General features: G+C 69.9%; 18 protein-coding genes, 1 tRNA gene and 1 pseudogene. 12 read left to right on the top strand and 8 right to left on the bottom strand.

The genetic code is table 11. The annotated features are described in order from the left end of the window. The first annotated feature begins 24 nt into the window (after positions 1-24). The 6 genes from OG758_RS12855 to OG758_RS12830 all read left to right on the top strand — a co-directional run bounded on the left by OG758_RS12855 (position 25) and on the right by OG758_RS12830 (position 8,848). Positions 25-1,698 carry an extracellular solute-binding protein gene (locus OG758_RS12855; protein ID WP_326710116.1) on the top strand — a complete coding sequence of 558 codons (1,674 nt, stop codon included), beginning with the start codon at positions 25-27 and terminating at the stop codon, positions 1,696-1,698. Beyond that, on the top strand, positions 1,695-3,137 hold the full coding sequence (locus OG758_RS12850) for a M1 family metallopeptidase (RefSeq protein WP_326710115.1): 1,443 nt from the start codon (positions 1,695-1,697) through the stop codon (positions 3,135-3,137). The genes OG758_RS12855 and OG758_RS12850 overlap by 4 nt, the downstream gene beginning before the upstream one ends. Before the next feature lie 8 nt (positions 3,138-3,145). After that, positions 3,146-5,371 carry a right-handed parallel beta-helix repeat-containing protein gene (locus tag OG758_RS12845; RefSeq protein ID WP_326710114.1) on the top strand — a complete coding sequence of 742 codons (2,226 nt, stop codon included), beginning with the start codon at positions 3,146-3,148 and terminating at the stop codon, positions 5,369-5,371. Between the two features lie 219 nt (positions 5,372-5,590). Then, entirely contained in the window at positions 5,591-6,619 is a 1,029-nt protein-coding gene (tdh, locus tag OG758_RS12840; RefSeq protein WP_326710113.1) for an L-threonine 3-dehydrogenase, read from the top strand. A 56-nt stretch (positions 6,620-6,675) separates the two neighbouring features. After that, positions 6,676-7,890 (top strand): glycine C-acetyltransferase, encoded by a 1,215-nt coding sequence (locus tag OG758_RS12835; RefSeq protein ID WP_326710112.1) that lies wholly within the window; start codon positions 6,676-6,678, stop codon positions 7,888-7,890. Positions 7,891-7,948: 58 nt separating this feature from the next. Beyond that, positions 7,949-8,848 (top strand): LysR family transcriptional regulator, encoded by a 900-nt coding sequence (locus OG758_RS12830; RefSeq protein WP_326710111.1) that lies wholly within the window; start codon positions 7,949-7,951, stop codon positions 8,846-8,848. 16 nt (positions 8,849-8,864) lie between these two features. Here OG758_RS12830 and OG758_RS12825 read toward each other — a convergent pair whose 3' ends face one another. Then, the gene (locus OG758_RS12825; protein ID WP_326710110.1) at positions 8,865-9,878 is read right to left on the bottom strand and encodes a LacI family DNA-binding transcriptional regulator; all 1,014 of its coding nucleotides are present in this window, start codon (positions 9,876-9,878) and stop codon (positions 8,865-8,867) included. Positions 9,879-10,137: 259 nt separating this feature from the next. Between OG758_RS12825 and OG758_RS12820 the strand changes: the two genes are divergently transcribed. The 3 genes from OG758_RS12820 (at position 10,138) to OG758_RS12810 (ending at position 12,951) form a co-directional block, all read left to right on the top strand. Further along, positions 10,138-11,001: an ABC transporter permease gene (locus tag OG758_RS12820; RefSeq protein WP_382630564.1), complete on the top strand. Its 864-nt coding sequence runs from the start codon at positions 10,138-10,140 to the stop codon at positions 10,999-11,001. Positions 11,002-11,063: 62 nt separating this feature from the next. Then, positions 11,064-12,092, top strand: a complete 1,029-nt coding sequence (locus OG758_RS12815; protein ID WP_326715884.1) for an ABC transporter substrate-binding protein — start codon at positions 11,064-11,066, stop codon at positions 12,090-12,092. A gap of 37 nt (positions 12,093-12,129) precedes the next feature. Beyond that, positions 12,130-12,951 carry an ABC transporter ATP-binding protein gene (locus OG758_RS12810; RefSeq protein ID WP_326710109.1) on the top strand — a complete coding sequence of 274 codons (822 nt, stop codon included), beginning with the start codon at positions 12,130-12,132 and terminating at the stop codon, positions 12,949-12,951. A 521-nt stretch (positions 12,952-13,472) separates the two neighbouring features. On the opposite strand, the gene OG758_RS12805 is transcribed toward OG758_RS12810, so the two are convergent. The 5 genes and pseudogenes from OG758_RS12805 to OG758_RS12785 form a co-directional block, all read right to left on the bottom strand. Beyond that, positions 13,473-13,643, bottom strand: coding sequence for a hypothetical protein (locus tag OG758_RS12805; protein WP_326710108.1), 171 nt, complete (start codon positions 13,641-13,643; stop codon positions 13,473-13,475). A 217-nt stretch (positions 13,644-13,860) separates the two neighbouring features. Then, positions 13,861-13,965: pseudogene (locus OG758_RS12800) on the bottom strand (hypothetical protein); the annotation flags it as partial. Positions 13,966-14,186: 221 nt separating this feature from the next. Further along, on the bottom strand, positions 14,187-14,480 hold the full coding sequence (locus tag OG758_RS12795; RefSeq protein ID WP_326710107.1) for a hypothetical protein: 294 nt from the start codon (positions 14,478-14,480) through the stop codon (positions 14,187-14,189). Between the two features lie 403 nt (positions 14,481-14,883). Next, complete coding sequence (locus OG758_RS12790; RefSeq protein WP_326715883.1) at positions 14,884-15,729, bottom strand: sugar phosphate isomerase/epimerase family protein; 846 nt, start codon at positions 15,727-15,729, stop codon at positions 14,884-14,886. Between the two features lie 14 nt (positions 15,730-15,743). Beyond that, on the bottom strand, positions 15,744-19,298 hold the full coding sequence (locus tag OG758_RS12785; RefSeq protein ID WP_326710106.1) for a ThuA domain-containing protein: 3,555 nt from the start codon (positions 19,296-19,298) through the stop codon (positions 15,744-15,746). 611 nt (positions 19,299-19,909) lie between these two features. Between OG758_RS12785 and OG758_RS12780 the strand changes: the two genes are divergently transcribed. Further along, entirely contained in the window at positions 19,910-20,272 is a 363-nt protein-coding gene (locus tag OG758_RS12780) for an MmcQ/YjbR family DNA-binding protein (RefSeq protein ID WP_326710105.1), read from the top strand. 111 nt (positions 20,273-20,383) lie between these two features. After that, on the top strand, positions 20,384-21,808 hold the full coding sequence (locus OG758_RS12775) for an MFS transporter (protein WP_442810424.1): 1,425 nt from the start codon (positions 20,384-20,386) through the stop codon (positions 21,806-21,808). On the opposite strand, the gene OG758_RS12770 is transcribed toward OG758_RS12775, so the two are convergent. Next, a complete protein-coding gene (locus OG758_RS12770) occupies positions 21,774-22,688 on the bottom strand; it encodes a transketolase family protein (RefSeq protein WP_326710104.1) in 915 nt (304 codons plus the stop codon). The genes OG758_RS12775 and OG758_RS12770 overlap by 35 nt on opposite strands. A gap of 64 nt (positions 22,689-22,752) precedes the next feature. Beyond that, entirely contained in the window at positions 22,753-23,466 is a 714-nt protein-coding gene (locus tag OG758_RS12765) for a transketolase (protein ID WP_326710103.1), read from the bottom strand. 150 nt (positions 23,467-23,616) lie between these two features. On the opposite strand from OG758_RS12765, the gene OG758_RS12760 reads away from it, so the two are divergent. Further along, a tRNA-Pro gene (locus OG758_RS12760) sits at positions 23,617-23,690 on the top strand. Positions 23,691-23,713 lie beyond the last annotated feature (23 nt).

Below are 23,713 nucleotides of genomic sequence, written 5' to 3'. Positions count from 1 at the left end.
CCCTCCGTCACCGAGGAGTTCACCGTGCCGCGCTCCACCCCCATCAATCGCAGAAACCTGCTGAGGACATCCCTCGGTCTGGGCCTCGGACTCGCCGCGGCCCCCCTGCTGACCGCCTGTGGTGACGGCGGCGCCGCCGAGAAGTCCGCCGCGAAGAGCAGCAAGGTGCTGCCGTCCACCGTCACGGCCAACACCGTCAAGGCCGACCTCCCCGGCACGGCCGCCGGTGTGCCCAACGCCTTCTACAGCTACCCGAAGACCCCGGTCCGCTCCGTCCAGGGCACTCCCCTCAAGGGCGCCAAGACCGTCAAGGCGTTCACCGAGACCTATGCGCCGCCCGCCCCGGCCCGCGCCCGGAACGCCGCCTGGCAGGCGATCGAGAAGCGGCTCGGCGGCACGGTCGACATCACCGCCGTGGCCGCCGACGACTACCCGGCGAAGTTCTCGACGATGGTCGCGAGCGGAGACCTCGCGGACGTGTTCATGTACCCGGAGAGCGGGGGAGTCGACCACAAGGCGTCCTTCCTCGCGGCCGAGTGCGCGGACCTGACGCCGTTCCTGTCGGGCGACAAGGTCAAGGCGTACCCGAACCTCGCGGCGATCCCCGCGAGCGCGTGGCAGCAGGCCCTCTACGGAGACAAGCTCTACGGCGTCCCGGTCACCCGCTACGGCACCTCGGGAGCCGGCTTCTACCGGCATGACCTGTTCAAGGAGGTCGGGGTCGACAGCCTCGACCAGATCACCGACCTGGACCGCTTCTTCGAGGTCTGCAAGGAGCTCACGCAGCCCAAGAAGAAGCAGTACGCGATCATCGCGGGCGCCACCAGCATGCTCGCCATGTCGGCCGGCGCCCCCTACTTCTGGTCGATGGACAAGAAGACCGGCAAGTTCACCGCCGACCTCGAGACCGACGCGTACCGCTCCGCCGTGGAGATGGCGGCCAAGCTCTACAAGGCGGGCTGCTACTACCCGGGCACCCTCGCCATGACCGGCGCACAGAAGGCCCAGTACACGGACCTCTTCAAGAATGGCAAGGGCGCGTACGTCTACGACGGCATGCCCGCCTACCTTCAGCCCTCCAGTGGTTACGTCGACGCGATGGCCGCCATCGACAAGAGCTACGACGTGCGGCCCTTCGTGCCGGTCGGGACGAAGGCGGTCACCTGGACCGACAACGCCACGCTCAGCGAGTCCTTCGTGAAGAAGGCTCCCAAGGCGCGCGTCGAGCAGATCCTGCGCCTCCTGGACTTCATCGCGGCGCCGTTCGGCACCGAGGAGTACACCCTGATCAACTTCGGGGTGGAGGGGGCCGACTTCAAGCGCGACGCCGAGGGCATCCCGGTGCTCACGTCCACCGGCAGCCAGGACATCGGCGTTCCCTGGGGCAAGCTCGCCTCCGGTGTCCCTGCGCTGTTCTCGCCGACGTCGAAGGACGCGGTGACGTACGCGCACGAGGCGTACACGAAGCTCGTTCCGAAGCTGGTGAAGTCCGACTTCCTGGACTACACGTCGCCGACCTGGGACTCGAAGGGGTACGGCAGCCTCGGCACCCTCAAGGGCGACGGGCTCAAGGACATCATCTCCGGCCGCAAGTCCATGAAGGACTACGACGCCCTGGTCAAGGACTACCTCGCCAAGGGCGGGGAGCAGTGCCGCTCCGAATTCGAGGACGCCGCCCAGAAGGGAACCGGCAAGTGACCCGCACCGTACGCGCCGCCATCGCCACCGCCGCGGCCGCGGCGACCCTCGCCCTGGCCGCACCCGCTCAGGCGCACCCGTTCGACCCGAAGCCCGGCGCGGACGGCGTCGGGGACCCGCTCTTCCCGACGCTCGGCAACGGCGGCTACGACGTCCGGCACTACGACCTTTCCTTCGACTTCACGCCGGTGACGTACGACTTCACCGGCACCATGAAGATCAGCGCGAAGGCCACCCAGGACCTCTCCTCCTTCAACCTCGACATCGACTCGCTCGCCATCGACGCGGTGAAGGTCGACGGCAAGGACGCGGCCTTCGCCGTATCGCTCGGCAAGAGCGGCCAGGAGCTGACGGTCACCCCCGCCGGCGGCCTGCACGACAACCGGCCCTTCGAGGTCGCCGTCACCTATCACGGCAACGGCAAGACCAAGCCCATCGGCGTCCCCGGCTGGCGCTACATGAGTGACGGAGGGTTCGCCTCCGCGGCGCAGTCGTCCCGCGCCGACACATTCGCCCCCGTCAACGACACCACGATGGACAAGGCGAGCTGGACGTTCCACCTCACCGCCCCCGACGGCTGGACGCCAGGTGCCAACGGCACCAAGACGGGCACCCGCCCGGCGGGCGAGGGGAAGACCACCTCCGACTTCCGGCTCGACGCGCCCATGGCCTCCGAACTCCTCGGCATCTCCGTGGAGAAGCAGACACTCCTGGTCGGCGAGGGGCCGCATGGAGTGAAGTTGCGCCACTACGTCCCCGACGACCAGGTGGCCACGTACCGGCCGATCGTCGAGCAGACCGGCGGCCAGATCGCGTGGCTGGAGAAGACCCTCGGCGTGCGCTTCCCGTTCGACACCTACGGGATGCAGATCGTCCGCGACGGCTACAGCGACGCGTTGGAAAACCAAACTCTGTCACTGTTCGGGCCGGGCTGGTTCAAGGACGCGTCCAAGTCGACGACATACACGAACGTCATGGTCCATGAGATGACCCACCAGTGGTTCGGCGACTCGGTCACTCCCACCACCTGGCAGAGCGCCTGGCTGAACGAGGGGCCCGCCGTCTACTACGCCGCCCTGTGGGCCGACCAGCAGGGCACCGCCTCCATGGAGGACAAGATGCGGACCGCGTACGGGAAGCTCGACGCCGTCCGCAAGACCGACGGGCCGCCCGGACTGCCCACCGAACTCGGCGGGTTCAACATCTACGACGGGGCCGCCGTCGTGCTGTACGCCCTCAACCAGCAGGTCGGCCAGGACGACTACGACGCGATCATGAAGTCCTGGCTCACGAAGCACCGGCACGCCAACGCCGACTCCCAGGACTTCATCGACAACGCCGTACGGGTCACACACGACCCGTCGCTGCGGCCCTTCCTGGAGGACTGGCTGTTCAGCAAGGACAACCCGCCCATGCCCGGCCACCCCGACTGGAGCTGACGCCGATCATGAACGGCACCCGCATCGCCGTCGCCCTCGCCGCCACGGCCGCCCTCCTGTCCACCGCCCCCGCCGCACAAGCCGACCCGTCCCCCCGCGTCCTGCACGCCGCCCCCGACGGATCCGGCACCGCCTGCACGCACGGCCGCCCCTGTTCCCTCGACGGCGCCCGCGACGCCGCCCGCACCGTCGACGGACGCGACGTACGCGTCGAACTCGCCGACGGAACCTACGCGTTGAGCAGACCGCTGGAACTCGGCGCGGCCGACTCCGGGCGCGACGGGCACACCGTCACCTGGACCGCCGAGCGAGGCGCACACCCCGTACTCTCCGGCGGCAGGACCCTGAAGGGCTGGGACAGCAACACCGACGGGACCTGGACCACTCACGTCCCCGAAGGCGTCACGCCCCGCCAGCTCTTCGTCGACGGGGTACGGGCCGTGCGCGCACGCGGCGAATCGTGCGCCGCCTCCGTGTGCGACGCCACCAAGACCGGCATGACCGGCGCGAAGGCCACCGGCATCGCCTCCTGGGCCCGCCCCACCGACGCCGAGGCCGTCATCAGCGTCCGCTGGCGCAACTACCACTGCCGCATCGACTCCGTCACCGGCGACATCCTGACCTTCGCTCAGCCATGCTGGACCAACTCCGCTTCCGGCACCGACCGCACGGGCCCCGCGTGGGACACCACGGCGGTCGACTCGTCGCGCTACTCGGGGGTCAAGTACTTCGAGAACGCGCCCGAACTCCTCGACCGTCCGGGCGAGTTCGCCTGGAACTCGGACGCCCGCACCCTCACGTACCTGCCGCGCAAGGGCGAGGACATGCGCCGCGCCAAGGCCGTCATCCCTGCCACCGAGCAGCTCCTCGTCCTCGACGGCGCCCACGACGTGCGCATCGAGGGCATCGCGCTGCGGTATGCGGCCTGGCACCAGCCCTCCACCGACGAGGGTTACGCCGGGATGCAGGCGGGGCTCGTGCTCACCGGCGCCAGCGGCCCCAAGGACCACGCGGGCCGCTACTACACCAAGCCCTCCGCCGCCCTCACCGTGCGCGGTGGCAGGCATGTGAGCGTCGACCAGGTCGAGTTCAGCAGGCTCGGCGGCGCCGGGGTGGTGTTCGAGGCCGGGACGCAGGACTCGAAGCTCACCCGCTCCCGCTTCACCGACCTGTCCTCCGGAGCCGCCTACATAGGGGACACGGAACCCATGCCGGCTCCTGAACTCGCGGGTGCGCGCAACACGGTGGCGTACAACACCATCCGCCGCACCGGTGTGGAGTTCACCGATGCCGTCGGCATCTGGGCCGGCTATGAGGCCGCCACCGTCATCGACCACAACACCCTCGACGACCTGCCCTACTCGGGCATCTCCGTCGGCTGGGGCTGGAACCAGCCCGAGGCGCAGAAGTCCGTCCTGCGCGACAACCGGATCACGAACAACCGGATCACGAACGTCATGCGCGTCGAGCACGAGCAGCACGACGGCGGCGCCATCTACACCCAGGGCGCCCAGCCCGGCACCGTCATCTCCGGCAACTACATCAACCGCAGCGCCTTCGGCAACACCGAGCGCGACGGCAACGGCATCTACCTCGACGAACAGTCCAGCCACATCCGTGTCGAGGGCAACGTCCTCACCCGCCTCGGCTACAAGTGGGTGTCCAACTGGGCCGACTACGGCATCGACAACCACGCCACCGGCAACTGGACCGACACCGACGCCCCCGCCCTCGCCGGCACCGGCTCGGCGATGACCGACAACCACACCAAGCTCGACCGGCTCCCCGCCGACGCGCTGAAGGTCGCCGCCTCCGCGGGCGCCCAGGGGCACGACCGCGTCGAACAACTGCGCCCCGACCTCGCCCGCACCGGCACCGCCTCGCAGTCCTCCACGGACGGCACCGCCACCGCGGCCGCCGCGACCGACGGCGACACCTCCACCGACACCCGCACCCTGTCCGAGCCGGGCGCCTGGTGGCAGGTCGACCTGGGGTCCGTACAGCACGTCGGCCAGGTCGAGGTCTGGAACAACACCTCGATGACCACGACCGGCTTCGACGTCCAGCTGGCCCGCACCCCGGACTTCGCCGACGCCACCACCCTCCACGTCCCGGGCAAGGCCCTGCGGCCCACCGTCCTGGACACCGACAAGGGCACCGAGGCCCGCTACGTACGGATCAAGCTCACGGGAACGGGACGCGTGGCACTCGCCCACGTGCTCGTACACCCGTAGCTCCCGTGCCAGGAGAGGCCTGAAGGAAACCTGCGGCGGCGCTTAAGAAATCCTCGATGGACCAGGAGCGCCGCCGTACGGCAGATTTGCTCCCGTCGGCAGCAGGGCGCGCCGCAGCCGCACCAAGGCGCCCGTCCGTGCTGTCATTTCACTCTTCCCCTCGCACGGCGGCCGGTCCCGGCATGCCGTGACGCGGGGTGCGACGAGGGGAGCCGTGCGTTGAAGGCGCTGGTCAAGGAGAAGTCCGAGCCGGGACTGTGGCTGACGGACGTGCCCGAGCCGGGCATCGGCCACGGAGATGTGCTGATCAAGGTCCTCAGGACCGGGATCTGCGGCACCGACCTCCACATCCGCAACTGGGACGGCTGGGCGCAGCAGGCGATCAGCGCGCCGCTGATCGTCGGCCACGAGTTCGTCGGCGAGGTCGTCGAGACCGGCCGTGACGTCGCCGACATCGCCATCGGCGACCGCGTCAGCGGCGAGGGCCACCTCGTCTGCGGCAAGTGCCGCAACTGTCTCGCCGGGCGGCGCCACCTGTGCCGCTCCACGGTCGGGCTCGGTGTCGGACGCGACGGCGCGTTCGCCGAGTACGTCGCTCTGCCCGCTTCCAACGTGTGGGTGCACCGCGTGCCGGTCGACCTCGACGTGGCCGCGATCTTCGACCCGTTCGGCAACGCCGTGCACACCGCCCTGTCGTTCCCGCTGGTCGGCGAGGACGTCCTGATCACGGGCGCCGGGCCCATCGGCCTGATGGCCGCGGCCGTCGCCCGGCACGCCGGCGCCCGCAACGTCGTCGTCACCGACGTCAGCGAGGAGCGGCTCGACCTGGCCAGCAAGATCGGCGTCAGCCTCGCCCTGAACGTCGCCGAGACGACGATCGCCGAGGGCCAGCGCTCCCTCGGCCTGCGCGAGGGCTTCGACGTCGGCCTGGAGATGTCGGGCAACCCCGTCGCCATGCGCGACATGCTCGCCAACATGACCCACGGCGGCAAGATCGCCATGCTCGGCCTGCCCGCCGAGGAGTTCGCCGTCGACTGGTCCCGGATCGTCACCTCGATGATCACGATCAAGGGCATCTACGGCCGCGAGATGTTCGAGACCTGGTACGCGATGTCGGTCCTCCTGGAGGGCGGCCTCGACCTCGCCCCCGTGATCACGGGCCGCTACAGCCACCGCGACTTCGAGGCCGCCTTCGACGACGCGGCCAGCGGCCGCGGCGGCAAGGTCATCCTCGACTGGACCGCCTGAGCCCCGCTGCCGGGCCCCGACCTCCTGACCGACCTCTTCTTTTAAAGGAAGTCACCATGTTCGACTCCGTACGCGACGGTCTGCAGGCCACCCTCGACGAGATCGCCGCCGCGGGCCTGCACAAGCCCGAGCGCGTCATCGGCACCCCGCAGTCCGCGACGGTCGCCGTCACCGCGGGCGGCCGCCCCGGCGAGGTCCTCAACTTCTGCGCGAACAACTACCTCGGCCTCGCCGACCACCCCGAGGTCATCGCCGCCGGCCACGAGGCACTCGACCGCTGGGGCTACGGCATGGCCTCCGTCCGCTTCATCTGCGGCACCCAGGAGGTCCACAAGGAGCTCGAGGCGCGCCTGTCCGCGTTCCTCGGCCAGGAGGACACGATCCTCTACTCCTCCTGCTTCGACGCCAACGGCGGTGTCTTCGAGACGCTCCTGGGCGAGGAGGACGCCGTCATCTCCGACGCGCTGAACCACGCCTCGATCATCGACGGCATCCGCCTGTCCAAGGCCCGCCGCTTCCGCTACGCCAACCGCGATCTCGCGGACCTGGAGCGGCAGTTGAAGGAGGCGCAGTCCGCGCGCCGCCGCCTGATCGTCACCGACGGCGTCTTCTCGATGGACGGCTACGTGGCACCGCTGAGCGAGATCTGCGACCTCGCCGACCGCTACGACGCCATGGTCATGGTCGACGACTCGCACGCCGTCGGCTTCGTCGGCCCCGGCGGCCGCGGCACCCCCGAGCTGCACGGCGTCATGGACCGCGTCGACATCATCACCGGCACCCTCGGCAAGGCGCTCGGCGGCGCCTCCGGCGGCTATGTCGCGGCCCGCGCCGAGATCGTCGCGCTGCTGCGCCAGCGCTCGCGCCCGTACCTCTTCTCCAACAGCCTCGCCCCGGTGATCGCGGCCGCGTCCCTGAAGGTCCTCGACCTCCTGGAGTCGGCGGGCGAGCTGCGCGAGCGGCTCGCCGCCAACACGGCGCTCTTCCGCACCCGCATGGCGCAGGAGGGCTTCGACATCCTGCCCGGCGACCACGCCATCGCGCCCGTCATGATCGGCGACGCGTCCGTCGCGGGCCGCATGGCCGAGCTGCTCCTGGAGCGCGGCGTGTACGTGATCGGCTTCTCGTACCCGGTCGTCCCGCAGGACAAGGCGCGGATCCGCGTCCAGCTGTCCGCGGCGCACTCCACCGAGGACGTGAACCGGGCCGTGGACGCCTTCGTCGCGGCGCGCGCGGAGCTGGAGACGGAGTCCGCCGGAGCCGCGAGCTGACCTGGGGCGACAGGCCCCCGGTTCGGACATCGGCGGCACATTTGGGAGAATCGGTCGCATGATCGAAGCGCGGCGGCTGCACATCCTCCGAGCGGTGGCCGACCACCGCACCGTGACGGCGGCTGCCGCCGCGCTCTATCTGACCCCGTCAGCGGTCTCCCAGCAGCTGACCGCCCTGGAACAGGAGACCGGCCACCGGCTCGTCGAGCGCGGCGCGAAAGGCGTCCGGCTCACCCCGGCGGGCGAGATCCTGCTCACGCACACGAACGCGGTCCTCGCCCAGCTGGAGCGGGCGGAGGCCGAGCTCGCCGCGTACAGCTCGGGGGCGGCCGGCACGGTCACCGTCGCCGCGTTCGCCACCGGGATCGGCCTGGTCGTCGCCCCGGCCCTGACCCGCCTCGCGCGGACGGCGCCCGGCATCCGGATCCGCGTCCAGGACGCCGAGGGCGACGCGAGCCTGCCCATGGTCCTCGACCGGCAGGTCGACGTCGCGGTCGCCGTCGAGTACCGGGGGGCGCCGGGCGCGGACGACGCCCGCCTGACGCGCGTACCGCTGTACGCCGAGCCGTTCGACGCGGTGCTTCCCGCGGGGCACCGGCTCGCGGCGTCCGACCGGGTGCCGCTCGCCGAGCTGGCCAAGGACACCTGGATCGGCCCGTTCCCCGGCAACCCGTGCCACGACGTGGTGGTCCTGGCCTGCGAGCACGCCGGTTTCCAGCCGCAGGTCGAACACTCCTCGGACGACTTCCGCGCCGTCGTCGCCCTCGCCTCGGCCGGTGCGGGTGTCGCCCTGGTGCCGCGCTCGGCGCTGCGTGGCATGGACCTGTCCGACGCGGTCGTCCGCCCGGTCGACGGGGTGGCCCCGACCCGCAGGGTCTTCGCGGCGGTCCGCTGCGGAGCGGAGGAGCACCCTCTGATCAGGCCGGTACTGGAGGCGCTGGGGGAAGCGGCCGAGTAACGGAGAGGCGACCGGGTCACCCCGGCGCCCCCGTGCTCTCTCGTATCCGTACCTCGCCCACGATCCGCTCCACCCGTGAGCGCGGCCCCCTCGGTTCACGTAACGCGAGGTCGAGGGCGGCGCGGCCCATGCCGGTCAGGGGGAGGGCCACCGTCGTGAGGGGCGGGGTCAGTTCGCGGACCAGCGGGATGTCGTCGAAGCCGGCCAGGGAGATGTCCTGAGGGACGCGCAGGCCGTGGTCGCGGAACGCGGCGAGCGCCCCCACAGCCATCACGTCGGTGACGGCGAAGACGCACGTGGGCCGGGGTGCGCGGCGCAGCAGTTCGCTCGCCGCCGCGTATCCGCCGTCACGAGTGAAGGCCCCCTCGACGACCCGCTCGTCCGCGAGGGGCACCCCTGCCTCGGCGAGCCCCTGCCGGAATCCGGTCAGCCGGTCCGCGACGGTCGTCAGTCGTGCGGGCCCGGCGAGCACCCCGAACTCCCGGTGCCCGAGGCCGACCAGCGCGCGGGCGAGCGCCGCCGCCCCCGCCCGGTTCTCCGGCAGCACGGTGTCGACGCGCAGACTGCGGTGCCGGCTCACGACCGCGACCCGGCCCCCGCCGCGCAGATAGGGGGCGATCTCGGACTCCAGCGAACGCTCCCACGCGGGGTCCTGGAATCCGGAGCCGATGAGCAGGATCGCGCGGGCCCGCTGCGCCCGCAGCATGGAGATGTAGGCGATCTCGCGCTCGGGCGCGCGGAACGTGCTGGAGAGCATCACCAACAGCCCGCGCTCGGCGGCCCGCGCCATGATCCCGCTGGCGATCGCGGCGAAGTACGGGTCGCCCACGTCGTGGCAGATGACGCCGACGGTGTTGTTGGAGGCGCTGGCGAGGGCCTGCGCGTGGGCGTTCGGGATGTAGCCGAGTTCGTCGGCCGCGGCGCGGACCCGGCGCAACAGGTCGTCGCGGACGCGGGTGGTTCCGTTCAGGGCGCGGGACGCCGTCGCGGGGGAGACCCCCGCCGTGCGGGCCACCGCGTCGAGAGTCACGTGCGGTTGTTGCGGGTGCCCGTGCGGTTCGCTCACTCTGCCCCCTCGGATTCCGGTTGCGGCACCGGTCACAGGAAACTTCGGAACGGCCTATTGACCCTGTGCTCCACGAGTCATTAGCGTGGCTGACATCGTACCAGAAAGCGCTTTCTGAAAGCGATTTCCGGGCTTCGTCACCGTAGTGAGTATTGATCCGTTACCTCGCGAGTCCGTTACCCCGGCTCCCCTCAACTGCCTCCCGATTCCGTAGGAGTTCATCGTGAGTCAGAGCACACTGCCCGCAACACCCGTCAAAACGGCGGGAGTCGCCGACCGTCAGGCGCCCGGGCTGCGCCGGCGTGCCGCGGACGTGGCCGAGCGGAGCTGGCGCCCCGTCGCGCTGCTCGTGATCTGTTTCGCCGCCTGGTGGGTGATCGCCGCGGCGGAACTGGTCGAGCCCTATCTGGTGCCGTCGCCGGGCCGGACCCTCGACGTCATCCTCGACAAGCCGGACTACCTCTGGCAGCACACCTGGGTGACCACGTACGAGACGCTGCTCGGCTTCGTCATCGCCGTCGGCGTAGGCATCCTCTCCGCCGTGATCATGGTCTACTCCTCGACCGTCGAGAAGACCCTCTATCCGATCCTGCTCTTCGCCCAGGTCGTCCCGAAGATCGCGATCGCCCCGCTGTTCGTGGTCTGGCTCGGCTTCGGCATCGCACCGAAGATCCTCATCGCCGTACTCATCGCGTTCTTCCCCGTCGTCATCTCGATGGTGACCGGACTCAAGGCCGTCGACCCGGAGATGCTCCAGCTCTCCGCGACGATGGGCGCGAGCCCCTGGCAGACCTTCCGCAAGATCCGCTTCCCGGCCTCCCTGCCGCACCTGTTCTCCGGCCTCAAAGTGGCCGTCACGCTCGCCGTCACCGGCGCCGTCGTCGGTGAATTCGTGGGCGCGAACGAGGGGTTGGGCTACGTCATCCTCCAGGCCAACGGCAACCTCGACACCCCGATGCTCTTCGCGGGCCTGCTCGTCATGTCCTTGATCGGTGTCGTGCTCTTCGTCCTCGTCGAGATCGCCGAGAAGCTGCTCCTGCCGTGGCACGCCAGCCGCCGCGACGTCACGGCGACCACGGCGTACTGAACGCCGGCACTTCCGGGAACCACCCCGGACCACCCACCGACCGCCGCGAGAAGGGCCGCCCCATGCACGCGCGCAGACTCCTCACCGGACTCGTCCCCCTGACGCTCGTCGCCCTCACGGCGACGGCCTGCGGCGACGACTCCGGCTCCACATCGACCAGCGACTCCGGCAAGAAGCTCGACAAGGTCACCCTCACGCTCAACTGGTACCCGTACGGCGAGCACGCGCCGTTCTACTACGGCAAGAAGCAGAAGATCTTCGAGAAGCACGGCATCGACCTGCAGATCCGCGCGGGACAGGGCTCGCAGAAGACCGTGCAGGCCACCGGCGCGGGCCAGACCGACTTCGGCTGGGCCGACACCCCCGCCGTGCTCGCGGGCGTGGACCAGGGCGTCAAGGTGAAGAGCCTGGGAGTCTTCCTCCAGACGACGCCCGCTTCGGTGCAGTCGTTCGCGAGCCAGAACATCAAGTCCCCGGCGGACCTCAAGGGCAAGACCATCGCGGGGACGGCGGGCGACGCGCTCTCCAAGACGTTCCCCATCTTCCTGAAGAAGAACGGCCTCGCCGAGTCGGACGTCAAGGTCCAGAACACCGACCCCGCCGGCAAGATCGCCGCCGTCATGTCGGGCAAGACGGACTCCCTCCTCGGCTACGCGAGCGACCAGGGCCCCACCATGCAGGACAAGGCGAAGAAGGACGTCTCCTACCTCCGCTTCTCCGAGCACGGCCTGAACTTCTACTCCGACGGCCTCATCGCGGGCCCCAAGACCCTTCAGGGCAGGGGCGATCTGGCCAAGCGCATGGTCGCCGCCGTCAGCGAGTCCTGGGCCGCCGCGGAGAAGAGCCCCGAGCCCGCCGTCGCCTCCATGAAGGGCGCCTCCGAGCAACTCCCCCCGGAGACCGTGCTGTCCGAGCAGTTCAAGACGACCCTGACCCTCCTGCACACGGACGCGACACAGGGCAAGGCACCCGGCGCCAACACCGAGGCCGACTGGCAGCAGACCATCGACGTCTTCGCCCAGGCAGGCATGGTCAAGAACCCCAAGCCGGTGGCGGACTACTGGGATTCGGCCAACGGGATCAAGGGCTGAGCACCCGTCCCGCACAGCCCACAAGGAGAGCTGCACCATGCCGAAGGACGCCACACTGAAGAAGACCGACGCAGCGAACGCACACGTCGGAGCCGCCGTGCGCGCGACAGACGTCGACGTCCGCTTCCGTACGAAGAAGAAGGACGTCACCGCCCTCACCGACGTATCGCTCGACGTCGCAGCCGGCGAGTTCGTCGCCATCGTCGGACCCTCCGGCTGCGGCAAATCCACACTCCTCAAGCTCGTCGCCGGCCTCCTCACACCCTCGTCGGGTGAAGTCCGTCTGCACGACGAGCTGGTGCGCGGCCCGCGCAAGGACATCGGGTACGTCTTCCAGCGCGCGGCCCTCCTGGAGTGGCGCTCGGCGCGCCGCAACATCCTGCTCCAGGCGGAGATGCGCGGCATGTCCACCGCCCAGGCACGCGCGCGTGCCGACGAACTGATCCGGATGACCGGACTCACCGGCTTCGAGGACGCATATCCGCACGAACTGTCGGGCGGCATGCAACAGCGCGTCGCCCTGTGCCGGGCCCTGCTGCACGAGCCACCCGTACTCCTCATGGACGAGCCGTTCGGCGCCCTGGACGCGCTCACGCGCGAGCAGATGAACGTCGAGATGAACCGCATCTGGCGCCAGACCCGCACCACCGTCCTCCTGGTGACCCACTCCATCCCGGAAGCCGTCTACCTCGCCGACCGCGTCGTCGTCATGAGCCCGCGCCCCGGCACCGTCACCGAGATCATCGACGTCGGCCTGCCGGCCGAGCGGGACTACGCGGCGACGCTCGCGACCCCCGAGTTCCGCACGGCGACAGGCCGCATCCGCGAACTTCTGGGGGCGGTCTCGGCACACGACTGAGCGCGCACCGGCACGCCTACGGCGAGCACGTACCCCTTACGCGCACGGCAGGGACCGCTCCCGAACAGGATGCAGGAGTGATCCTTGGACCCATGTCCTGGAACTGCGCGCATCCCGAACGGTGTTGAATGCGCTGCTCTCCCGCGTTCTCGCCGTCCTCGTCCGGCGCGACGCATCATGTGCGCGCTCCGCGACGGGACGGCGGGGTACCTCACGCCCTGAGACAGGGTGATCAGCCCCTGGACGGTCCGACACTCACGACGATCGCTCCGGTCGTCGCGGGGCAGTGCCGTCCGCCGCCGGACCGAGCGGCCGAGGGCGCGCCTGCCGATCGCCACCGACACGGCGTCATGGAGAGTCAAAGTGCGCATTGCGCTGGTGAGGGGCTTGCGCGCCAATACTCACCGGTCCAGATCGAGATATACGCCGGATCCACGCCGACGCCACCCGTCCCCGATGCCATCGACGAGGGCAAGCGTCTCCTAGCCACGCACCGCACACATGTCGCGGCGATACGGGCGTCAGAAAGAGCTGACGATCAGCCACGCCGCGACGCCCAGCACCGCCAAGTACCCACCGACGGAGATCGACTTGCCTGCCCTGACATGCCCGGCGTCCTCGATCCAGGTACCGATGAGGCCGACCAGCGGCGCTCCCACGATGATCAGCAGGATCCCTGTCAAGTAACCCATCTGTGCCCCCAGTTGACATCGATGCCCCCGTGATCCGACGGCGAGCCTAGGGGCCGTGGGGCACTGCTGGAAGGGCTCACCCATGACAGGGGTCAAGCCGCCCGCCATGACATGCGCGGCTGCATCTTCAACGGCACCGCCACAGCAGCAGCCCATGCCATCCGGCTCCGAACGAGACCGCTCGGACAAGATTCACGGCGTGCCGCCGCGCTTGCTCTTACCACCGGCGCGCTGGACGCCGAACTCCGTGTGTGTCCAGCCGGCAGCGCGGGCAGGCGGCGACGCCCTCGGCGAGCCCGCGCAACGCCTGATCGCGGTCGACACCCCGGGAACGTCAGCCCGCACGAGATCCACGGCGACGAGTCCGGCCCGGTCATCGAGACGGCCGAGCTGTCGGACCGGGCGAGCTTGAACTACACGCCGTCCGTGATCAGTACGGCGACGGCGAGTACGAAGGTGTCTGTGGAGACCACGGACGTCTCGACGCAGGGGTGGCGAGACCTCACTCAGCGGCCCCGCCCGGTGGTTCCGTGCGGGCCGTGGTCATGTGGTGGATTCGTCGCCGAGTACCGCATTCAGTCGATCGCGCAACATGCGGGCGGCGGCCGGCGAGAGCAGCGCATCCACCTCGGGGCAGCCGAAGAACAGGGCGAGCCGGATGTGGTCATGGAACCCGTTCGTGGCCACGTCGACGTTGATCGTGGCTTCACCCTCGGCGTGATAGTTCGCTGCGTCGTCCGCCCCGTTGAGGGCGAGGATGTCCGGACCCGGCACGCTCGACCAGATACTCATGCGTTTGGCTCCCTCTTCGGCCGGCCGCCCTTGCGTGCGCGGCACCCAGCGAGTTCCTGCTCCGCCGCTTCGAGCTCGGCGAGTTCCTGCTTGTTGCCGTGGGTGCGGATGAACTCGCGGACATGACCGACGAGGTCTGCACCGCGGTCAACCCGCCCGCGTGCGGCGGCACTATGCGGCAGTTCCGCAGGCGTCCCACATACGGTGCGGGATACGGAACTTGGTGGTGAAGGTGTGGCCCGACGGGTCCAGCCGCACCAGAATCGGACCTCACTCTTCGGCGTGAAGTCGCACCCATTCATACGCTGGTGACGTCACCCACTGCCACCCGTTTACGCCCACTCATCAACCCTCACCACCAACAGCTGGCAACCCCGCGCCCCACGACGCTGTTCCGCAAGCGTCACGGGACGCGGGGTCCCTTGTCCGGTCTCCTGCACCGGCCTTCTCAGTACCGCAGCGCCGCCAGATACTCGTAGCTGTTGCGGGCCGTCGCGAACGGGTCCTTCGGGATGTCGTGCTCCACCAGCCACTGCTTGACGCCGCCGGCCTGGGCGTCGTCGAACATGGCGGCGAAGTCGAGCGTCCCCGACCCGACGTCGGCGAACCCGCCGTCGGGTGCCATGTCCTTCACGTGCAGGGCGGGGAAGCGGCGCCGGTGCCGAACGAAGTATGCGGCCGGGTCCGCGCCGCCTTTCGACGCCCAGTACACGTCCAGCTCGAAGGCGACCAGATGCGGATCGGTCTCGCGCACGAGGATGTCGTACAGGTTCTCCCCGTCCAGCACGTCGTGGTCGCCGTCGTGGTTGTGGAACAGAACGGGCCCGAGCCCGGCCTCGCGAGACGCGGCCCCGATTCGGTTGAACTCCCTTGCCGCTTCCCGGTATCCGGCCGGGCTGTGCATCGAGCCCGGCAGGCTGGGCACCACCGGCCACTTCGCGCCCAGGGTGTGCAGATCCTCCAGCGCCTGCGGCAGTCCGCTGCCGGTCAGCGTCTGATACGCGACGTGCTCCAGGACCGCGCGCAGGCCGACGGTGTCGAGCATCCTTCGGATGTCCGCCGCCCCGTACCCGTGCCGCCCGCTCACGCCGACCGTCGCATACCCGATCTCCGCGAGCTGCTCCACGGTGCCGGCGAAGTCCTTCGCGAGGACGTCACGCATCGTGTAGAGGTGCATGCCGATGCCGCCACGCGGGATGCGCCGCCGCTGCCCGGCCGACGCGGGCAGCGCCGTACCGACCGCTGCCGCGAGCCCCAACGACGTGCCGAGAAAGGCCCTTCTGCTGCTCTTCATCATGCCCACACCTCTCACTTCACCGTGATCCGGACCGAGCCGGTGGTCGTGTCGCCCTTGTCGTCGGTGACGGTCAGATGCGCCGTGTACGCACCCGCGCGCGCGTACGCGTGCTGGGCGTCGGCGCCCTCCGTACCGCTCGGCTTGCCGTTGTCCCCGAAGTCCCAGTGGTACGAGGCCGCGGTACGGCCCTCCGGGAGCTTCACCGTGCCCTTGAGGGCGACGTTGAGCGACGGCGCGCCGCTCTCGGGTGTCGCGGTCACCTTCACCCTGGCGCCCGCGTGCTTCTCCACCCCCGGCCCGTTGAAGTGCAGCCAGTCGACCGCGAACAGGTCGGGCTTGTCGGCGCTCCACTGCGGGTTGGTGAAGACGGCGTACAGCGGGAACGTACCCCCGTAGTCGGCCAGTTGGGTGGTGGGGGACACCACGTTGCCCCAGTCACCCGTGTTCGGGACCGACACCTTTCCGAGCAGCTTGCCGGTCGGGGAGCCCACGCGGAACTCGATGTCTCCGCCCATCCCGCCGGACGCGGCGCCCACGGTCACCGAGTCGACGCCCTTCAGGTGCACGGGGTCGAAGGACACCCAGTCCCCGTTCTCGATCTCGGTGAGCCGCTTGCCGCCCGAGGCGTCCGCGCGGCTCGCGACCACGACGCCGTCGTGCGCGCCACCGGTCTTCGTGTGGTGCTCGGCCTCACGGAACGAGGTACGTAGCGAGAGCGACGCGGACCCCGTCAGCGCGGGCACGCCGCCCGCCCCGCCCTTGTCCTCGTACTGGGCGCTGATGCCGTAGTACAGGTTCTGGCCGGGCCCGTGGCTGTCCCCGGCGTCCGTCACGATCTCCCCGGCGCAGCCCGTGTAGTTGTCCAGCGGATGCAGGTGGGAGTCGTGGCCGAGCTGGGACTGGACGACGACGCGCGAGCAGTCGATCGGACGCCCGTCCTCCCGGTCCGTCACCTTGATCTTGAACGGGATCGTGTCGCCGAAGCTGAACGTCCCGCCGTTCGGTGGCTGCTGGATCGTCACCTTGGGCCGTGTGTTCCCGACGGTGATGTCCTGCACGGCACGACCGGTGAGCCCCGTCGGCCCGGTCACCGTCAGCCGTGCCGTGAACACTCCGTTCTTCGTGTACGTGTACTTCGGGTTCGCGTCGGTCGAGTCGGTGGTGCCGTCCCCGTCGAAGTCCCAGGCGTACGTGACCGGTTTGCCGTCGGGCAGGCCCGAGCCGGCGCTGGAGAACGTGACGGCGAGTGGCGCCGAGCCGCTGTCCGGCGCAGCAGCGGCCCGCGCGTCCGGCAGGCGGCTGTCGGCGACGTAGTCGATCCGGTAGATACCGGCGCCCTCGTTGCTCCCGCCGCGGCCCGTGCCGCTGCCGAGCCCGAAGTCGATGACATACATGGCCCCGTCGGGGCCGAAGTCCGCGTCGAAGGGCTGGTTCCACTTCATGTCGCCGAACACGGAGTTGATGGACTGCAGATCGCCGGCCTTGGCGGGCGCGAACCGCGGATCCGTGAACGTCTGGTCCTTCTCCTGGATCGAGAAGGTCTTGAACCACTGCCTGGTCAGCTCGTAGTTGAACCACTTCCCGTCGAAGTACTCCGGGAACTTGGTCTTGTTCGGGTTCGCGGGATCGTAGGCGTACACGGGACCGCTCATGGGGCCACCGCCGCCGGTGCCGAGCTCCGGGAACTGCTCCGAGGCGGAGTATGCGTACCAGACCGATGCCGCGTGGGCGGGCGGCAGGTCGCGCAGGCCGGTGTTGTTCGGCGAGTCGTTCACGAGGTGACCGCAGTCGAACTTCGCCCCGGATGTCTTCGACTCGAAGTCGTAGTCGTTGAAGGGGGTGTTGTTGCCGATGCAGTACGGCCAGCCGTAGTTCCCCGCCTTGGTGATGCGGTTGAACTCGACGGTGCCCTCGGGCCCACGGTTGGCCACAGCGTTGCGCGCGTCAGGACCGTAGTCACCCACCAGCAGTGCCCCGCTGACCGGATCGGTCGTGATCCGGAACGGGTTGCGCATGCCCATCGCGTAGATTTCTGGACGCGTCTTGTCGGTGCCGGGTGCGAACAGGTTCCCCTCGGGCACGCTGTACGTCCCGTCGGCCTTCGGGGTGATCCGCAGCACCTTGCCACGCAGGTCGTTCGTGTTGCCCGCGGTGCCCTGCGCGTCCCAGGCGCGCCGGCCCTCGCGCTCGTCGATCGGGTTGAACCCGTCCGACGCGAACGGGTCCGTGTTGTCGCCCGTCGCGATGTAGAGGTCACCCTTGTTGTCGAAGGCGATGGAGCCCGCCATATGGGAGTTGGCGCGTCCCTCGCCCCGCCAGGTCGGCAGGGTCAGCAGGCGCTTCTCCGACGCCGGGTCGACCGTGCCGCCCGACTCGGTGAACCGCGAGAGATTGATCCGCTTCTCGGTCTTGTCGGAGTTGAGCAGATAGATCCAGTGGTTGTCCCGGAACTTCGGATCGAGCGCGAGCCCCAGCAGACCGTCCGACTGACTCGTCATCTCGGGCGTGTAGGCAAGGTCCAACGCCGTGGTGACCTTCAGCGACTCCTGATCGATGATCTTCAACTTGCCGGTCCGCTGGATGAAGAACACACGCCGGTCCGGCGCCACGGCCAGCTCGAACGGGTCGGCCAGGTCGGCCGTCGCCAGCGGGGTGCGCTGGAAACTGCCGGTCCTGGTCGCCGAACAGTCACCCGGCTTGTCGCCGGCCGCCCACTGGATGCCCCCGAGGACGTGCTGGAGGAAACCGGCCTCCTCGAACGCCGCCTTGGCGTGCCCGCCCGCGGTGAACCAGGACCGGCCGCCGTCATAGTTCTGGCACCACGACCACGGGTGATCGACGCCCTCGTCGAGCCCGGTGACCCCGTCACGCACCTTGACCTGCGCGAGCGTGTGCACCTTCCCCGTGGGGTTGGTGCGCCAGTTGTACCACTCCTCCGTACGCTCCCAGAGCTCCGGAAGCCCTTTCGTGGACGGGTGCGCGTGGTCGAGGACCTTGATCCGGCCCGTCTGCACGGCCGGATGCTGGTCGAAGATGGCTCCGACGAGCCCCTCGTACCAGCCCCAGTCCCGCTCGCTGGCCGACGCGGCGTGCAGCCCGACCCAGCCGCCGCCCCCACGGACGTACTTCTGCAGAGCCGCGCGCTGGTCGGCATCGAGCAGATCGCCTGTCTCCGGCGTCGAGTTGGTGTTGTTGAAGACGATCGCCTTGAAGCGGGCGAGGTTCTCGTCGGTGAACGCGGCGGCGTCGTCGGTCGCCTCGACCTCGAAGCCGTTCTCACTGCCGAGCTTCTTGATCGCGTCGATGCCCGCTGGGATCGAATCATGAGCGAAGTTCGTGACCTTGGAGAAGACGAGCACGCGGTACGAGGCCGCGGCCTCGGCGCGCGGCGGGGCCGCCAGTCCGAGGCCGACGACGAGGGCGATCAGCGCGAGGAGGACGGTCCAGGGCGAGCACGGACGGCGTCCCTTGCGAGGGCTGCGTGAGCTGTGCGGGTCTCGCGCGGTGGGCGCGGGGGGTCCGTGTCTCCCGGACGGTACGGGTGTGGCGGAACTCGTAGAACTCATGGCGCTCCCTGGGCTGTTGGCCGGTGGCCGACTCGGGCGTGCGGTGAGTGCTGCGGGAATGCCGGAACGCCTGGAAGCCGAAGCTTAGAAAGCGCTTTCCCGATGGCGTCGTTCAGCGTAGGTTCCGGGCGGAGAGGGGTCAATGGGCCGGAACGGGCCAGGGGATGCGGAGGGGGCGCCGCGATCACGGGGGTCCGGGTGGAAGTCGCCTTCGAACCGGTGGAGCGGTTGGCCGCCGATCGCGGGGCGGCGGCGGTGGCGCCTGAAGTGGTGGGCGGGCTGTGCGTTGTTCGCGGGGCCTGGTGCCGATGGCGCTTGATCGGGTGGGCGGGCCGGTCTTCGTTCGCGGGGGCCAGGCGCATGGTCGCGCCCGAACTGGTGGGCCGGCTGTGCGTTGTTCGCGGGGACGGGATCCGGCGCCGGTGGCGCTTGAACTGGTGGGTCGGACGACAGCCGTTCGTGGGGGCCGGCGCCGGTGGCGCCTGAGCTGGTGGGCCGGCTGTCCGTTGTTCGCTGGGACCCGGCGCCCGTCACGCCCGAACCGGTGGGCGACCTGTCCGAGCATGCGCTCCGACCGGCGGTTGTCAGTGGCCTTGGCTACGGTTCGTTCCATGCAAGACGCCGACGACGTACGTTCCATCGCCCTCGCCCTGCCGGAGGTGACGGAGAAGATCGCCTGGAGCATGCCGACGTTCCGGGTCGCGGGGAAGATGTTCGCCACGATGCCCGAGGAGGAGACCTCCATCGCGGTGCGCTGCCCCAAGGTGGAGCGCGACGAACTGGTTCTCGCGGAGCCGAAGAAGTTCTGGATCGCGGACCACGAGGCGGGCTTCGCGTGGGTGCGGGTGAGGCTCGCCGCCCTCGACGACAGCGACGAACTGCGCGACATCCTCACCGACTCCTGGCGCCAGGCCGCCCCGGGCCGACTCCTGGACGCTCACCCAGAGTTGGGCCCACCGGAGCCGACGGACTGATATTCCCGGGGCGATGTCAGTGCCGCGTGGCATGATCCGGCAGGGGTAGGGGAGCGCGGAGCCACAGGGGCCGTCGCGCCGCCGGGGAGGGTACGGGCAGGCATGGGCGGAATGTCGAAGGAAGGGCCACGGGGGTCGGGGGAAGAGCGGGAACGGGCCGGGGATTCGACTGAGGGATCGAATCCTGATCCCGGTGAACCGAGGCGACGGCGGGATTCGGCTGGGGGGTCGAATCCTGTTTCCGGTGAACCGAGGCGGCCGCGCAGCGGTATCTGGTCGCGGGACTTCGGGCTGTTCTTCTCGGCGCGTGCCGTGGCCAAGCTGGGGGACACCATGCTGCCGGTGGCGCTCGCCGCGGGCTTGCTGCAGCACGGGTACGGCGCGGGCGCCGTCGGCCTCGCGATGGCCGCCTCCGTGGCCTGTTTCGCGGGGCTCGTCATCTTCGGCGGTGTCTTCGCGGACCGGTTCAGCACACGACTGCTGATGATCGGCGCCGACCTCACGCGCCTGGTCACCCAGTCCCTCGCCGCGGTCATGTTCTTCTCCGGGCACGTGGTGCTGTGGGAGATCTGCGTGATCGGCGCGGTGAACGGCGCGGCGGCCGCCCTCTTCCAGCCCGGCGTCGCCAGCACCGTCCCGCGCCTCGCCTCCGACGTACAGGCGGCGAACGGCGCGATACGCGTCGCGGAGTCCGTGGCGCAGCTCGCGGGCCCGGCCGTCGCCGGCATGCTCGTCGCGTTCGCCTCGCCGGGTGTCGTCTTCGCGGCCCACGCGGGTACGTACGGGCTGAGCGCCCTGTGTCTGCTGCTGCTCCGGCTGCCCCCGGCCCAGCCCGGCACCGAGGCGATCCGCGGCAGCGGGTTCCGGGCCGATCTCGTCGAGGGCTGGCGGGAGTTCAGATCACGCACCTGGCTCTGGGGAGTCATAGCCATCTGGTGCGTACTGATGATCGCCGCCTGGGGCCCAGCCGTCCCGCTCATCGCCACGCAGGTCGTCCAGGAACACGGCCCGCGCGCCTACGGCCTGGTCAACTCGGCGCTCGGCCTCGGCACGGTCATCGGCGGCGTCTGCGCCCTGCGGCTGCGCCCCCGCCGCATGCTGAGGGCCGGCGCCGTCGCGTTGTTCGGGTTCAGCTTGTTCCCGGCGACCGTGGGCGCCGGGTTCGGCGTGGAGTGGATGGCGGCGGGCGCGGTCGTCGCGGGGGCGGGCATGTCGTTCTGGGGCGTCATGTGGGCGACCAGCATCCAGACCCAGGTCCCGCGCGACGTCCTCAACCGCATACATGCCTACGACGTCGCGGGCTCCCTCGCGATGACACCGGTCGGCCAGGCGCTCGCGGGCCCCGCCGCCGGAGTTTTCGGCACGCGCCACGTGCTGCTCGCCGGTGGCGTCACGACCGTTCTCGTGGCGGCGGCGTTGCTTTCCGTCCCTGCGATCAGGGGCCTGATACGGGTGGACAGCACCGTGCCGGTCCCGGGCCGGAGCCTGGGCGAGTCCTCCTCTAACCGCGAGCCGGCGCACCGAGGAAGCCGCTGATCCGCTCCCGCAGGGACGCGGGGTCGAGGCCGTGCGCGGCCACGTGCTCCTCGATCTGTCCGTACCGGCGCAGCTCGCGGCGGCCCACGCCCAGCCCCAGCACTCGGTGCGGCAGATCGGCGAGCGCGTCGTTGGCGGCCGCCGTCGACGTACCCGCCAGATACGGCTCGACGATCACCACGTCGGCGGCGTCGGCCGCACCCGCGGCACGGCGCAGCGCTCCGGCGTCGAATGGACGCACCGTCGTCGCGTAGAGCACGGTCACGTCGAGGCCCTCCGTGGCGGCGAGGACCGCGTCGAGCATCGGCCCAACGGCGACCACGACGCCACTGCGGCCTTCGCGGACGGTCAGGAATCGCTCGCCGTCGACGGCGAGTGCCTCCCTGTTCGACTGCACCGAGAGGCGGACGTACACGCGGTCGTCACCGGCGGCGACCGCGTGCCGCAGCAGCGTCTCGGCCTCGTCCGGGTGGCCCGGCACATGGACTGTCCAGCCGTCTAGGGTGTCGAGCAGCGCCACGTCGCCCGGCGCCATGTGCGTGAAGCCGCCGGACGGCCAGTCGAAGGAGGCGGCGGCACTCACCAGGACTCCGCCGACGTCCTGATGCCCGAGGTCGAGCTTCACCTGCTCGAAGGGGCGCTCCACCAGAAAGCTGGCGAAGGTGTGCATGACGGGCCGCAGCCCGGTCAGCGCGAGCCCTGCGCCCGTCCCGATGAGCAGCTGCTCCCTGATGCCGACATTGATCACCCGGTCCGGGTGCCGGCGCTCGGCTTCGACGAAGCGGTCCCTGCCGATCTCCGCGAGGACGACGGCGACCCGGGGGTCCTCGTCGAGCAGCTGGGAGACGACGGGGGCGAATCGATCACGCATGGTGTCCATGACGCGGGTGTCCTTCCAGGGAAGAGGGAAGAGGGAAGAGAGCAGAAGAGCGGGGCGGCGCGGCTCAGGCGTTCTTGGGCTCCACGCGGGCGACGACCACGCGCGGCTTTCCCGGGTGCGGCGCGGTGAAGGCCTCGTACAAAGCCTCGTGATCGCGTCCGTCGACGGTCGTGGCGGACCAGCCGGCTGCCTCGAAGCGGGCGGCGATGCCGCCGGGCCTGGCGTGGCTGGCCGAGGAATTGTCGATGACGACGGTGTGGAGCCGGTCGAGTGCGGCGGGCCCGGCGAAGGCGATCGCCTCGTGGTTGCTGCCCTCGTCCAGCTCGGCGTCCCCGATCAGCGTCCAGACCGCCGGGCTTGCGAGGCCCTGCGCGCGGAGTCCGAGTGCGGTCCCGACGGCGATCGGCAGCCCGTGCCCCAGGGACCCGCTCGCGATCTCCACGCCGGGGACGAGCACCCGGTCCGGGTGGTGCCCGAGCGGGGAGTCGTACGCCCCGAAGCCGGGCAGCCACTCCTCCGGCACGAAGCCTTTCGCCGCGAGCACCGCGTAGTACGCCATGGGGCCGTGGCCTTTCGACAGCAGGAACCGGTCACGTTCCGGATCCCGTGCTCCGTCGGGCGTCACCCGCAGCACGCGGTCGTAGAGCACCCACAGGACATCGAGGGTGGAGGTCGCCGCGGGGCCGTGCTTCTCGTCGCCGGTCATGCGTTCCATGAGGGCCGGAAGGTCGTCGTAGGAGAAGGAGGCCGCCGCCGTACGTGCCGCTGTCGTTGTCATGACAGGAGCGTGCAACCTCAAGTCTGCTTGAGGTCAAGAGTGACCTGCCACGCGCCGGCCGCGGACGAAAGGGGTGCGCGACCACGGTCCCGAGTGCGGTATGGTTTCCGTGCGCGTTCGGCCAGGGGAAAGCCCAGGTCAGACGAGCACCGGGACGTGGCGCAGCTTGGTAGCGCACTTGACTGGGGGTCAAGGGGTCGCAGGTTCAAATCCTGTCGTCCCGACAGTTCGAACGTATCGAACGTCG

Origin of the sequence: Streptomyces sp. NBC_01474 (assembly GCF_035918215.1) — a bacterium.
GTDB classification, from domain to species: domain Bacteria; phylum Actinomycetota; class Actinomycetes; order Streptomycetales; family Streptomycetaceae; genus Streptomyces; species Streptomyces aureus.
This window is presented reverse-complemented; position numbering and strand designations above follow the sequence as displayed.